Raw genomic sequence first — 13,687 nt, forward strand, 5'->3', positions numbered from 1 at the left:
TTTTAGTGTGACAAGTTGGTCAGCAGTTGTTCTTTTAGGTTATTTTCTTCCAGTTCATCAAGGGCATTCTCATCTGCTGTGGTAATGAAAAATACGTCTTCAACTTGGTCGCCGAGTGTATTAATTTTGGCGTTAATGAGCTGAACCTTACAGGCCAGAAACACTTGAGCGATAGCCGAAACCAATCCAGGTCTGTCATGTGTATGTAAGGACATCACGGTATGGTTTTGTTGAAGGTTGGTTTCAAACTCAATATTCGGCTGTGTTTTAAATAGCTTCATTGTTCTCGGTGTGATGGTGGGGCTATATGGCTTCACATGAGAAGTGTTGGCGAGTTGCTTTTCAAGCGAACGGGTAATTTGTCTGGTATCTAGTCGGTCACCGTTTACGATGAAGGTATTCAAAGCATCGTGCTCATTGGTGACATTGATTTTTGCGTCCAATACATTGAGTTGGCATTGCTCAAGCGCTGCCGTTATGGCGGCAAAAATGCCAGCCCGATCATGAGTGACAATAAAAATTTCTAGCGTCAGTTGATCATTATGTTTTCTCAGTGCGATTAATGGATCGTCATCCATATGATCTAAACGTTGCTCTGATTGCCAAACGAGTTCATCAATTGAATGCCTGAGGAAGTAGTCCAAATCATAGGCATGCCAGAGCTGACTGATATCTTCTTGACTACGGCCGTTAGATAGCAGTTGTTGCATCGCTTCCTGGTATTTTTTGTAGCTCTTTTCACGTGTACTTTTTGCTTGAGCCTCAGTATGTTCAATCCACTGGTGGGTACTGTGGTAAAGCTGTTTCAATAACGAATCTCGCCAACCATTCCACAAGTTATTATTAGTGGCTCTGATATCAGCAACCGTTAATAAATAGAGATAATTCAGTCGTTCTGTTGTCTCTACCAAGTCAGCAAATTTTTTGATGACAGTCGGATCTTCCAAATCACTTTTCTGAGCCGTCGTCGACATAGCAAGATGGTATCTAATCAGAAAAGCGACGATATTCGTATCATATTCACTGAGGTTATGTCGCTCACAGAATGCTTTTGCATCAACCACACCTAAGACGCTGTGATCTCCACCTCGGCCTTTGGCTATATCATGATAAATACCTGCGATATAGAGTATTTCCGGTTTAGGCTGTTGATTAAACACTTCAGAGCAAAGAGGGAACTCTTCTCTGTTTTCTTCACAGGAGAAGCGTCTTAAATTACCTACTAAAAATAGAGTGTGTTCATCAACCGTATAGGCATGAAATAAATCATGCTGCATTTGGCCGACGACGCGACCGAATTCAGGCAGGTAAGCACCTAAAACGCCTAATTCATTCATTCGACGAAACTCATGCGTCACGCCTTTTGGCTGACGAATAATTTCCATAAATAAAGTTCGGTTTTTTATATCACGGCGGAAATTATCATCAATTAAGTGTAAGTGGGCATGAATCTGACGGATAGTCGACGCTCTGACCCCTTTGAGCTCAGGGTTTTGCTGAAGAATAAGAAAGACTTCTAATAAGGCATATGGATAGTAGGCAAAGATGCCCGGGTTGATTGTTTCAAGATAGCCATTATGTGACTGGAAGCGACGATTAATTACTCTGACTTCACGAGGTTCATCGGCGAGGATAATCGTCTCTTCAAACAGCTGTAGTAAGAGACTATTCATTTGCCTGACAGAGCGGGCACAACGATAATAATCCTTCATGAATTTTTCAACAGCGAGTCGAGAGTCGTCGTCTTTATATCCCAATTTCTTAGCGAGTTCTCGCTGAAAGTCGATCATCAACTTTTCTTGTTTACGACCTGCAAGGTGATGCAGTACAAAGCGGATTGTCCACAAAAAGTTTTGCGCTTTTTGTAAAGTTTCATATTCGCTATTAGCCAGAAACCCTTTTTGACGAAGTCCTTCCAGGTTTTTAACATCAAAATGCTGTTGAGCTACCCAGTTGACGACCTGAATATCTCTTAACCCCCCAGGTGATTCTTTAATATTTGGTTCGAGGTTATTGGCCGTATCATTATAGCGCTGATGGCGATCTAACTGTTCTTGTCTTTTTAATTCAAAAAAGCGTCGAGTGTCCCAGGTTTTATTAGTGACTGTCAGTTGTTGCAGTGATTCAAACAACGCACTGTGGCCACACAGTAATCGTGCCTCTAATAAGTTAGTGGCGATAGTGATGTCATCTTCTGCTTGCTGACGACATTCCTGTATCGTTCTGACGCTGTGACCAATTTCTAAGCCCACATCCCAGAGTTGAGTCAGAAAACTGGATAAAGAATCTGGTGGCGTGTCTGAGATGGATTCATCAAGTAAAATTAATACATCAATGTCAGAATAAGGATGGAGCTCTCCGCGTCCGTAACCACCTACGGCAATCAGACTGACAGGTGTGTCATCACTGATATGTTGCTGCCAGATTTGCGTCAGAATCTCATCAACAAACGAGGCGCGTTGATACACCAAGTCTTCAATAGAACTCCCAGCATCGAATTGTTGCTGGAGATATAGCTGGCCTTGCTTTAAAGCTTGTCGACAAATTTCATTGGTGACCTCTGCATCAGAAGGAATCACTAAGTTTCCAACTTCCCAGATAGATAGAGTCTGCTGAGGCATACAACACCTTATAGATTAAACGGTTTCTTCTTCACGTAAGGTCAGAATGTCATATCCGCTATCAGTCACTAAAATGGTGTGTTCCCACTGTGCTGATAAAGAACGATCTTTGGTTACGACGGTCCAGCCATCAGGCAGTTGCCGAACATGACGTTTGCCTGCATTAATCATTGGCTCAATAGTGAATGTCATGCCTGCCTTGAGTTCGAGTCCTGTGCCCGGAGTACCGTAGTGAAGGACTTGGGGATCTTCGTGAAAGACCTGGCCGATACCATGACCACAGTACTCACGAACAACGGAAAAGTTTTCTTTCTCGGCATAAGTCTGAATGGCATGACCAATATCACCCAGACGGATGCCTGGTTTAACCATTTCAATACCGACAAACATGGATTCACGGGCAACACGACAAAGACGCTGGGCCAAGATAGAAGGCTTACCAATCTGAAACATTTTGCTGGTATCACCATGGTAACCATCTTTGATAACGGTGATGTCGATGTTGATAATGTCGCCGTCTTTGAGTTTTTTCTCACTGGGTATGCCATGGCAGATGACATGATTAACAGAGGTACAGATGGAGCGAGGAAAACCATGATAATTTAACGGGGCAGGAATGGCTTGTTGTTCGTTGACAATGTAGTCATGACAAATCTGATTGAGTTCTTCAGTGGTGATACCGGCTTGGACATGCGGTTCAATCATGGTCAAAACGTCAGCGGCAAGTTTTCCCGCTACACGCATTTTTTCAATTTCTTCGGCAGTTTTTATACTGACAGCCATTTAAATTCCCTGCTAATTTTGAAATGAAGTTTCTGATATCAGACATAGTTTGCCGTAAATCGGCTTTGGTCACCAGTGATCATTCTAGGCCAAGCTGGTAATTGTTCTTTTCGCTTTGTTTTGTTGCTTAAGTGTGGAATAATATGCGCGCCGAAAGAAGGCAAAATCACACATGTGCCGTCACAGGTGTCGGGGTGCTATTAGGTCTGACCTAATTAGTCGACAACTGGGGTACGTGGAGGTTCAACCCCATACTATTAAAGGTATAATCATGGCTAAAACAACAATGCGCCAAATGCTTGAAGCAGGCGTACATTTCGGGCACCAAACCCGTTACTGGAACCCAAAAATGGGCCCATACATCTTTGGTAAACGTAACAATATCCATATCATCAACTTAGAACATAGCTTGCCAATGTTCAACGATGCGTTGAATTTTGTCAGCAAACTGGCGTCTAAAAAAGGTCGTATCATGTTTGTCGGTACCAAACGTGCTGCACAAGATGCGATTCGTGAAGATGCTGAACGTGCAGGTATGCCATATGTCAACCGCCGTTGGTTAGGTGGCATGTTGACTAACTTCCAAACCGTTCGCCAATCAATTAAACGTCTGGATGCTATCCAGGACATGATCGAGTCTGGCAAAACTGAAGGTCTGAAGAAAAAAGAAGTCTTAGATCTGGCTCGTGAACAAGAAAAATTAGAAAAAAGCATCGGTGGTATCCGCAAAATGGGTGGTTTACCTGATGCAATGTTTGTTATTGACGTTGAACATGAACGTATTGCTATTCAAGAAGCCAAAAAATTAGGCATTCCTGTTATCGCTATCGTCGATAGTAACAGTAATCCAGATGGCGTTGATTACGTTATCCCTGGTAACGATGACTCAATGCGTGCAATCCGTCTATACACTGCAAACATTGCTGATGCCATTCTGGAAGGCCGTGCTTCTGTGACAACAGCAGATACAAAAGAAGAATTCGTAGAAGTTGCTGAAGAAAGTGCTGAATCAGCCAGCGAATAATTTCTACTAGTTTAATTCAGCAGGCTCGCCCGTGGGTGGGCCTGTGTTGTATATGAGCTCAGTGATGAGCATTCATAAAACAATCAGATTAAAAGGGTTAGAGCAATGGCAATTACTGCAGCTTTAGTAAAAGAACTACGTGAGCGTACAGGCTCAGGCATGATGGAGTGCAAAAAAGCACTCGTCGAAGCAAATGGTGACATCGAAGTCGCTATCGAAGAAATGCGTAAATCAGGTTTGGCAAAAGCGGATAAAAAAGCAGATCGTATCACTGCTGAAGGTATCATCGCTATTGAAACAAGTGCTGATAACAAACATGCCGTCATGTTGGAAGTGAATTCAGAAACTGACTTCGTAGCGAAAGCAGATGCTTTTGTTAATTTCGTATCTGCGGTAGCGAAAAAAGCGTTGGAAGCACAACCTGCTGATCTGGACGCGTTAAAACAATTAACACTGGATTCTGGTGAAACAGTTGAAACTGTGCGTCAGGCACTGGTAGCTAAAATTGGCGAAAACATTCAAGTTCGTCGTTTCACTGCATTAAATACTGAAGATGGCATTATCGGTTTCTACCGTCATGGTGACCGCATTGGTACTATGGTTCAGTTAACTGGTGGCAACGAAGAATTGGCTAAAGATTTAGCTATGCACGTTGCTGCAAATCGTCCACAAGCCATTTCTCCAGATGAGTTATCTCAAGAGTTGCTGGATAAAGAACGTGATATCGTGGCGACACAAGCACGTGATAGCGGCAAACCTGAAAACATCATTGCGAAAATGATTGAAGGTCGTATGGCGAAATTTGTCAACGAAATCAGCCTGGTTGGCCAACCATTCGTTAAAGACCCGGACGTGACAGTTGAAAAACTGATCAAACAAGCTGGCGCTTCAATTGACGCTTTTGAGTTCTTTGAAGTGGGGGAAGGTATTGAAAAAGCAGAAGATAATTTTGCTGAAGAAGTTATGGCTCAAGCCAGAGGGAAGTAATTTATGACACAAACGGGAAGTCAGCCAGTTTTTAAGCGTGTCTTGCTCAAACTGAGTGGCGAGGCATTGATGGGGGATGCGGAGTATGGCATCCAGCCAGAAGTGATTTCCCGTTTTGCCAAAGAGATATCTGAGCTGAGCGCGCAAGGCGTTCAGCTCGGTGTCGTCATCGGTGGCGGAAATATATTCCGTGGTGCTGGTCTCGCCGCTAGTGGCATGGACCGTGTCAGTGCCGATCATATGGGCATGTTAGCGACAGTGATGAATGCCTTGGCATTACAAGATGCTTTGGAGCGAAACGGTACTTTCTGTCGTGTCATGTCAGCTATCAGAATTCATGAGGTCTGCGAAGATTATTTACGCCGTCGTGCTATCAGACATCTTGAGAAAGGGCGTGTAGTTATTTTCGCTGCCGGAACGGGCAATCCTTTTTTCACGACTGATTCAGCAGCGAGTTTACGTGCTGTGGAGATCGGTGCTGAACTGATGTTAAAAGCGACGCAGGTTGATGGTGTTTATAACGCTGATCCGAATAAAGAGCCAAATGCCGTTCGTTATGATGAATTGAGTTATGACGAAGTCATCAATAACCGTCTTGCTGTGATGGATACGACAGCTGTTGTGATGTGTCAGGAGCAAAAAATACCTTTACGTGTTTTTGACGTACACAAAGAAGGTAATCTGACAAAAATTATCTACGGCGAAGAAGTTGGAACATTAGTCAAATAGGATTGAATATGATTGAAGATATCAAGAAAGATGCTGCTGATCGTATGAAAAAAAGTGTTGCTGCACTGAATACAGCAATGGCAAAAATTCGTGCAGGACGTGCTCACACCAGCTTGTTGGACCATTTGCATGTCTCTTACTATGGTTCTGATGTGCCATTGAGCCAAGTGGCAAATGTGGGTGTTGAAGACTCAAGAACATTAACGGTAACACCATGGGAGAAAGATATGGTGTCTGTCGTTGAAAAGGCCATCATGACATCTGATCTGGGTGTTAATCCAAACAGTGCCGGCATGACTATTCGGATTCCCATTCCTCCTTTAACGGAAGAACGCCGTCGTGACCTAGTCAAAGTGGCAAAAAATGAAGCTGAAAATGCACGTATCGCTGTTCGTAACATTCGCCGTGATGCTAACAGCACGCTAAAAGATCTACTGAAAGAAAAAGAAATTTCTGAAGATGAGCAACGTGGTGCTGAAGAAGATATTCAGAAGCTCACCGATGCAACCATCAAACAAATTGATGATGTGCTTGCAGAAAAAGAAACGGACTTGATGGAAGTGTAACCGGCTGGTTACACTCTCATTGACCACCTCTGAATGAACCCTCAGAAAAAGAATATTCCTAAGCATATCGCCATTATCATGGATGGTAATGGCCGTTGGGCAAAACGCCGTTTACAACCACGTTTTATGGGGCACCGAGCTGGTGTGAAAACGGTGGCAGAAATAGTGAAACGCTGTGCCGAACTTGGTGTCGAAGTGCTCAGTTTATTTGCCTTTAGCAGTGAAAACTGGCGTAGACCAGGTAAAGAAGTGTCACTGCTTATGGAATTATTTAGTCACGCCCTCGACAATCAAGTCAAAAAGTTACACGAGAATAATATTAGATTGTGCATTATTGGCGACGTCGATAAATTTTCTCCCGTATTACAGCAGAAAATAGTCGATGCACAGTCACTCACACAAAATAATACGGGACTGATAGTCAACATCGCTGCAAACTATGGTGGGCGTTGGGATATCACACAATCCGTTCGTCAGCTTGCAAAAAAGGTGGCTGCTGGTGAATTAGACCCTGACGATATTAACGAAGACGATATCAGTTCATCACTATCAACCGCTGAACTCCCCGAACCAGATTTATTTATCCGCACTGGCGGAGAACAGCGCGTCAGTAATTTCCTGTTATGGCAAATGGCCTATACAGAGTTTTTCTTCACAGATGTATTGTGGCCCGAGTTCGATAAAAAACAATTAGATGTGGCTATCAGCTCATTTAGTCAGCGTGAAAGACGTTTTGGTCGTACTTCTGAACAGTTGCAAGGTCAATCGGATGCTTAAACAACGTTTAATCACAGCAGCCATTTTAATTCCCCTGGTTGTTTGGGCTATTTTTGCCAGTTCCTTAGTGACATTCACTACACTTATCGCTGCCGTAGCCATACTGGCTGCTTGGGAGTGGCATCAAATGATAGGGATAAAAAGCCCGACAATGCGTGTGATGCTGGTGATAGACCTGATTGTTGTATTGTATTTGGCCATTACACAAATTAATCCATATTTTGTGATCAGCATTGGCATTATTATTTGGCTTTTAGCGACATTAACCATACTCGCCTATTCAAATAACTCTCTGTCTGAACGGTTATCCTATTTATTCAAGAATAAAATTTTTGGTGCGATTAGCAGTATTCTGATACTCACTGTATTTGTTGTCTCTGCTGTCACATTGAAAACCTTTAGTGAAACCGGTGCTTTTCTCTTCTTTTTTGTCATGGTGACAGTGTGGTTAGCAGATACCGGTGGTTATTTTGCTGGTAAACGCTTTGGTAAACATGCGTTGGCACGATCTGTCAGTCCGAACAAAACATGGGAAGGTGTCGCGGGTGCCATTGTGCTTGCTTCAATATGGGCAGCTGCTTTTTATTCAGTAACATCACCTTCGACAATCACGTGGTTTGAATGGATGTTAATTTCTATCGCCACGGTGGCTTCATCCATTATCGGTGACTTATTTGAAAGCCTCTACAAACGTGCCTTTTCTGTTAAAGATAGCGGGAATTTACTACCAGGACATGGTGGTATATTAGATAGAATTGATAGTCTTTTAGCTGCAGTGCCTATCTTCACTTTCCTGATATTAATCATGGGTAGTGTCTAGATGAAATCAGTGACGATTCTTGGTTCTACTGGTTCCATCGGTTTGAGCACATTGGACGTGTTGAGTCTTCATCCTGAAAAATTCAAAGTCTATGCATTAACAGCCAATCAATCTGTTGAAACTATGTTGCAGCAATGTCTGCAGTTTCAACCTGAAATTGCTGTGATGTTAGATGCCAAAGCTGCAGACAAACTGGCTGAAGTGCTTCGTAAAGAAGGCTGTAATACAGTTGTAAAAAGTGGCACCCAGTCACTGGAAGATGTTTCGTCATCATCCAGAACCGATATCGTCGTTGCCGCAATCGTGGGTGCTGCTGGCTTATTACCCACTCTTGCCGCTGCCAAAGCGGGCAAGCGAATCTTACTGGCTAACAAAGAAGCATTGGTCATGAGTGGTGCCTTGTTTATGAAAACTGTGGCAGAAAACGGCGCAACTCTTCTCCCCGTTGATAGTGAACATAATGCCATCTGGCAATGCCTGCCCGTAGCAAACACGCAGCATCATGATTTCAACGGCAAAGGGGTAAGGAAGATAATTCTTACCGCTTCAGGTGGGCCTTTCAGAGACTATGAGCTGGATAAATTAGAAGAGGTGACACCAGAACAAGCTGTTGCTCATCCTAATTGGTCCATGGGGCAAAAAATTTCCGTCGACTCAGCGACTATGATGAATAAAGGTCTTGAGGTGATTGAGGCCCATTGGCTATTTGGCTTACAAAGCCAACAAATCGAAGTCGTGTTACACAGACAGAGTGTTATCCACTCAATGGTGGATTATGAGGATGGCTCGGTTTTAGCTCAGATGGGCAATCCGGATATGCGGACTCCTATTACGAATACCTTATCGTGGCCAGAGCGAATCGCCTCTGGTGTGGCACCATTAGACTTAGTGAAAGTAGGCCGGCTTGATTTTAGTGAAGCTGATTTTTCACGTTTTCCTTGTTTACGTTTAGCCTATAAAGCATTAAACGATGGTGGTACGGCTACAGCTATTTTGAATGCTGCTAATGAAGTAGCAGTGCAAGCCTTTTTGGATGAGCAGATACGGTTTACTGAGATTGCGAAAATTATTGAAGACGTTTTAACCGAGCTACCTATTCATGAGGCTTCATCACTCGAACAAATCCTGGCAGATGACGCTGCCGCAAGAGACTTGGCTATGAGCAAGATAGGTTTATGCACTCACTAGTCTTCTTTTTAATCGCTTTAGCCATACTAATTATCATTCATGAATATGGTCATTTCTGGGTCGCCAGACGTTGTGGCGTCAAAGTGCTACGGTTTTCGGTGGGCTTTGGTAAACCTATCTGGCAAAAAGTGGGTAAAGATGGCACTGAGTATGTGTTAGCGCCTATTCCAATGGGCGGTTATGTCAAAATGCTCGATGAACGGGAAATGCCGGTAAGTGAAGAGCAAGCTCAATTTGCATTTAACCGTCAGTCTTTGGCAAAAAGAGTGGCTATCGTCTCTGCTGGCCCTATAGCCAACCTCATTTTTGCCATACTGGCTTATTGGATGTTGTTTGTCGTTGGTGTATCTGGAATTAAACCCATCATTGATGATGTGCATCCAGCCTCAATCGCCGCTCAGGCGGGTCTCAATCCGAGTGATGAAATTTTACAGGTGGATGGTAAACAAACCCCAACCTGGAATAGTGTTTATAAGGCACTCATTCAAAAAGCAGAATATGGTGAACGAACTGAGATTTTAGTACTGACGTCAGGCATTGAGCAGCAATATGCTTTAGTCATACCTCAAGTCAGTATTGATCAAGCAAGTAGTATTTTGGACAAAATAGGTATTGAGCCTTTGCGTCCAGCTATTAAACCGGTACTGGGTGAAATTGTGCCTGACTCACCAGCCCAAAAAGCCGGGTTAAAAGTGGGGGATGTTCTCCTGTCCTCACAGCAACAAACCATTGATAACTGGTCGAAATGGGTTGAATTGATCCAAGCAAGTGCTGGTAAAGAGTTGAATATTGAAGTTCAACGTCATGAGCAACGCTTAACTCTCACATTAACACCACAAGCTGGTGATGATGGAAAAGGACGAATTGGTGCCGCGGTCGATGCAAGTCAGAGCACGATACCTCAGGATCTTCAAGCGGAATTAAGTTATGGCCCTGTTGAAGCGGTCTGGCAAGCGGTGATACAAACTTGGGATTTTTCTTCTTCGACGCTGAAAAGTTTATGGGGAATGATAACCGGGAAAGTCTCAACCGATAATCTTGGCGGGCCGATTAGTATTGCACAAATTGCAGGTAGCTCGGCCGAGCAGGGTGTGACCTCATTTATCAGTTTTCTTGCCATGATAAGTATTACACTTGGCATATTGAACCTTTTACCTATCCCAATGCTTGATGGTGGACATCTCGCCATGTTTGCAGTGGAGGCTGTCAGAGGTAAACCAATCTCTGAAATAACTCAGATGCAGATACAAAAAGTGGGCTTTTTGATTTTGATTATGGTGATGTTTATTGCCTTTTTTAATGATCTCACAAGAGTGTTTGGATAATCAGATTAATTGCAGGTACACTTACTCTTTCGTCGACGGATAGTTATTGCTGATAACAATGAATAAATTACTGCCTATACTCCTGTTTTTGTCTTTTATCTCAGTCGCAAAGGCTGAGTCCTTTACCATCGAAGATATTCGTATAGAAGGATTGCAGCGGATTTCTGCTGGTACAGTCTTTAACTATCTCCCTGTGAAAGTCGGGGATACGATGACGGATAATGATGCAAAAGGCATTATTCGCTCATTGTTTAAGTCTAAATATTTCAATGATGTTGAAGTAGAAAGACAAGACGGTGTATTGGTTATCAAAGTCAAAGAACGTCCAGCCATATCCAGTATCGAACTTGTCGGCAATAAAGACATGGACTCAGCAGAGTTGCTGAAGTCGCTTCGGGAAATCGGTTTTGGTGAAGGCCAGGTTTTTGAGCAAGCCATGCTAGAGCGTGTAGAGCTTGAACTTGAGCGTCAATATTTCAGTCGAGGCAAATACGGTGTGGCGATTAGTTCTGAGGTAACACCGTTATCACGAAATCGTGTAGCTATTCGTATCACGATGGCAGAAGGCGTGGTGGCGACTATCAGTGATATTAACATTGTTGGTAATCATGCTTTTGATGATGAAGAGCTGATGACAGATTTTCAGACCACAACCGGTTCATTACTGTCATTCCTGACGAAGGACAATCAATATTCTCGTCAAAAATTATCCGCGGATTTAGAAACCTTACGTTCTTTTTACTTAGATCGTGGTTTTGTGGATTTTACGGTTGAGTCAACTCAAGTCTCTATCAGTGATGATAAGAAACACATGTTCATCACAATCAATATCAGTGAAGGCGAGAAATATAAAATTAACGAAGTGCGATTAGCCGGTAATTTGATCGTACCTGAAGAAGAATTATTTAAGCTGGTTACGATTCGAGAAAACTCGGTATTTTCACGTAAAGCCATCACTAAGAGTACTGAAAATTTAACTAATCGCTTAGGTAATGATGGCTATGCCTTTGCAAACGTCAACGCGGTGCCTGAGATTGACCGTGAAAAGCGTGAAGTAGATTTGACGTTCTTCGTCGATCCAGGTCGTAGAGCCTACGTCAGACGTATCAATATTTCAGGTAACAGTAAAACACGTGACGAGGTTTTACGTCGTGAATTCCGCCAACAAGAATCTGCATGGATCTCCACTGAAAAAGTTGAACAGTCTAAGGCCAGGGTATCTCGTCTTGGTTATTTTGAAAATGTGAATGTGGAAACTATTCCGGTGGCTGGTGTACAGGATCAGGTTGATTTAGATTTTGGTGTTACAGAAACGCCATCAGGTAGTTTGTCAGCAGGTATCGGCTTCTCACAGTCAGATGGTCTGATTTTCAATGCCAATGTGACGCAGAAAAACTTCTTGGGTAGTGGTAAACACATTCGATTTGGCTTCAATAATAGTAGCATTAACACGATATATAGCTTTGGTTATACCAATCCATTTGTTACAGTCGATGGTATCAGTCAGGGCTTCAATGCTTTCTATCGTGAAACAGATGCTGATGAAGCAAACATAGCAACATACACTCTTGATGCATTCGGTGGGGATATCACTTTCGGTATTCCAATTTCAGAAGAAAATCGTATCAATCTTGGGGTGGGTTATGAACGCACTCAAATTGATCTTCCTTCAGATAACACTATTTCGCGCTATTCTGATTTCATCGATCGTGAAGGTGACACCTTTGATACCGTTACATTGAATCTTGGCTGGTCGAGTGATGACCGTAATAACGCATTATTACCAACAAGCGGTGTGTCGCAAACGTTGACAGGTGAGTTTGCTGTACCAGGGCCATCATTGCAGTACTACAAGCTCAAATACAAAGCGAATGCTTACCATCCGATCAACGACACCTTCACTTTCGCGTTAAGAGGTGAGTTCGGATATGGTGAATCCTATGGTGATACTGAGGAGTTTCCTTTCTTCCAGAATTTCTATGCTGGTGGTATCAGAAGTGTTCGCGGCTTCCAGGCCAATACCTTGGGTGTCAAAGAGGATGACGAACCGTTAGGTGGTAATTTACTGGTTAGCGGTGGTGCGGAAGTCATTTTCCCCGTGCCATTTATGAAAAAAACGTTAAAATCTTTCCGTCTTAGCGCCTTTACTGACTTTGGTAACGTTTATGATGTGGATCAAGATTTTGATGCTGGTTTACTGAGGTATTCAGCTGGTTTGTCCGCTATCTGGATTTCCCCATTTGGTGCAATGTCGTTTAGTATAGCGGCACCGTTGAAGAAAGAAGACGGTGATGAGACTGAAGCATTCCAGTTCTCATTGGGTTCGACGTTTTAATTAATTATTGGAGTTGAGTGTGAAGAATTTGAAGTTTATTTGGCTATTATTTGCATTGTTCATCGCCGCCCCTGCTAGTTATGCAGCAGATTTAAAAATTGGTGTTGTAAATGCAGGCGTGGTGCTTGATAAATCACCACAAAAAGCAGCAGCACTCGCGCGTTTGGAAAAAGAATTCTCCGCAAGAAGTAAATCATTAGAAGCAAAACACAAAGCACTTCGTGCTGCACAAGAAAAATTAAATAAAGACGGGGCTATCCTCAGTGCAGATCAACGTCGTGACAAAGAACGTGACTTATTAAGCGATCAACGTGAACTGCAACGCCTGCAAGATGAGTACAGTGAAGACTTGTCGATCCGTCGTAATGAAGAGTTAAGAAAACTTGAAAAAGACATTGCAGAAACCATTGTCGATCTGGCAAAAAAAGAATCGTATGACATGGTGTTGTATCAAGGTGTCATCTTTGCCAGTGATAAAGTTGACCTGACAAATAAAGTCTTGGAAATGTTGAAAGCTAAAAAATAGAGTACA

General features: G+C 42.9%; 12 protein-coding genes. 10 read left to right on the forward strand and 2 right to left on the reverse strand.

Going from position 1 to position 13,687, the window contains the following annotated elements; all coding sequences use genetic code 11:
• Positions 1 to 2 precede the first annotated feature (2 nt).
• Both glnD and map read right to left on the reverse strand, forming a co-directional pair.
• Positions 3 to 2,621: a [protein-PII] uridylyltransferase gene (gene glnD / locus B3V56_RS04600; protein WP_289281616.1), complete on the reverse strand. Its 2,619-nt coding sequence runs from the start codon at positions 2,619 to 2,621 to the stop codon at positions 3 to 5.
• A 15-nt stretch (positions 2,622 to 2,636) separates the two neighbouring features.
• Positions 2,637 to 3,404: a type I methionyl aminopeptidase gene (map, locus tag B3V56_RS04605; RefSeq protein WP_286305391.1), complete on the reverse strand. Its 768-nt coding sequence runs from the start codon at positions 3,402 to 3,404 to the stop codon at positions 2,637 to 2,639.
• A 271-nt stretch (positions 3,405 to 3,675) separates the two neighbouring features.
• On the opposite strand from map, the gene rpsB reads away from it, so the two are divergent.
• The 10 genes from rpsB to B3V56_RS04655 all read left to right on the forward strand — a co-directional run bounded on the left by rpsB (position 3,676) and on the right by B3V56_RS04655 (position 13,681).
• Positions 3,676 to 4,428 (forward strand): 30S ribosomal protein S2, encoded by a 753-nt coding sequence (gene rpsB, locus B3V56_RS04610; RefSeq protein ID WP_289281617.1) that lies wholly within the window; start codon positions 3,676 to 3,678, stop codon positions 4,426 to 4,428.
• Positions 4,429 to 4,533: 105 nt separating this feature from the next.
• Positions 4,534 to 5,415: a translation elongation factor Ts gene (gene tsf / locus B3V56_RS04615; RefSeq protein WP_289281618.1), complete on the forward strand. Its 882-nt coding sequence runs from the start codon at positions 4,534 to 4,536 to the stop codon at positions 5,413 to 5,415.
• A 3-nt stretch (positions 5,416 to 5,418) separates the two neighbouring features.
• On the forward strand, positions 5,419 to 6,144 hold the full coding sequence (gene pyrH / locus B3V56_RS04620; RefSeq protein WP_289281619.1) for a UMP kinase: 726 nt from the start codon (positions 5,419 to 5,421) through the stop codon (positions 6,142 to 6,144).
• Positions 6,145 to 6,152: 8 nt separating this feature from the next.
• Positions 6,153 to 6,710 carry a ribosome recycling factor gene (gene frr / locus B3V56_RS04625; RefSeq protein ID WP_289281620.1) on the forward strand — a complete coding sequence of 186 codons (558 nt, stop codon included), beginning with the start codon at positions 6,153 to 6,155 and terminating at the stop codon, positions 6,708 to 6,710.
• A 33-nt stretch (positions 6,711 to 6,743) separates the two neighbouring features.
• Complete coding sequence (locus tag B3V56_RS04630; protein WP_289281621.1) at positions 6,744 to 7,487, forward strand: isoprenyl transferase; 744 nt, start codon at positions 6,744 to 6,746, stop codon at positions 7,485 to 7,487.
• Positions 7,480 to 8,307, forward strand: coding sequence for a phosphatidate cytidylyltransferase (locus B3V56_RS04635; protein ID WP_289281622.1), 828 nt, complete (start codon positions 7,480 to 7,482; stop codon positions 8,305 to 8,307). Before B3V56_RS04630 ends, B3V56_RS04635 begins: the two co-directional genes overlap by 8 nt.
• Positions 8,308 to 9,495, forward strand: a complete 1,188-nt coding sequence (gene ispC / locus B3V56_RS04640; protein WP_289281623.1) for a 1-deoxy-D-xylulose-5-phosphate reductoisomerase — start codon at positions 8,308 to 8,310, stop codon at positions 9,493 to 9,495.
• On the forward strand, positions 9,483 to 10,820 hold the full coding sequence (gene rseP, locus B3V56_RS04645) for an RIP metalloprotease RseP (RefSeq protein ID WP_289284009.1): 1,338 nt from the start codon (positions 9,483 to 9,485) through the stop codon (positions 10,818 to 10,820). Before ispC ends, rseP begins: the two co-directional genes overlap by 13 nt.
• Before the next feature lie 58 nt (positions 10,821 to 10,878).
• A complete protein-coding gene (bamA, locus tag B3V56_RS04650) occupies positions 10,879 to 13,155 on the forward strand; it encodes an outer membrane protein assembly factor BamA (protein ID WP_289281626.1) in 2,277 nt (758 codons plus the stop codon).
• A 19-nt stretch (positions 13,156 to 13,174) separates the two neighbouring features.
• Complete coding sequence (locus B3V56_RS04655; RefSeq protein WP_286305383.1) at positions 13,175 to 13,681, forward strand: OmpH family outer membrane protein; 507 nt, start codon at positions 13,175 to 13,177, stop codon at positions 13,679 to 13,681.
• Positions 13,682 to 13,687 lie beyond the last annotated feature (6 nt).

The organism is Methylophaga sp. UBA2513, from assembly GCF_002341285.1.
Taxonomy (GTDB): domain Bacteria; phylum Pseudomonadota; class Gammaproteobacteria; order Nitrosococcales; family Methylophagaceae; genus Methylophaga; species Methylophaga marina.

Bases quoted from the DNA above. Each gene is read 5' to 3' on its own strand.
- glnD (WP_289281616.1), bottom strand. From the start codon at position 2,621: ATGCCTCAGCAGACTCTATCTATCTGGGAAGTTGGAAACTTAGTGATT.
- map (WP_286305391.1), bottom strand. From the start codon at position 3,404: ATGGCTGTCAGTATAAAAACTGCCGAAGAAATTGAAAAAATGCGTGTA.
- rpsB (WP_289281617.1), top strand. From the start codon at position 3,676: ATGGCTAAAACAACAATGCGCCAAATGCTTGAAGCAGGCGTACATTTC.
- tsf (WP_289281618.1), top strand. From the start codon at position 4,534: ATGGCAATTACTGCAGCTTTAGTAAAAGAACTACGTGAGCGTACAGGC.
- pyrH (WP_289281619.1), top strand. From the start codon at position 5,419: ATGACACAAACGGGAAGTCAGCCAGTTTTTAAGCGTGTCTTGCTCAAA.
- frr (WP_289281620.1), top strand. From the start codon at position 6,153: ATGATTGAAGATATCAAGAAAGATGCTGCTGATCGTATGAAAAAAAGT.
- B3V56_RS04630 (WP_289281621.1), top strand. From the start codon at position 6,744: ATGAACCCTCAGAAAAAGAATATTCCTAAGCATATCGCCATTATCATG.
- B3V56_RS04635 (WP_289281622.1), top strand. From the start codon at position 7,480: ATGCTTAAACAACGTTTAATCACAGCAGCCATTTTAATTCCCCTGGTT.
- ispC (WP_289281623.1), top strand. From the start codon at position 8,308: ATGAAATCAGTGACGATTCTTGGTTCTACTGGTTCCATCGGTTTGAGC.
- rseP (WP_289284009.1), top strand. From the start codon at position 9,483: ATGCACTCACTAGTCTTCTTTTTAATCGCTTTAGCCATACTAATTATC.
- bamA (WP_289281626.1), top strand. From the start codon at position 10,879: ATGAATAAATTACTGCCTATACTCCTGTTTTTGTCTTTTATCTCAGTC.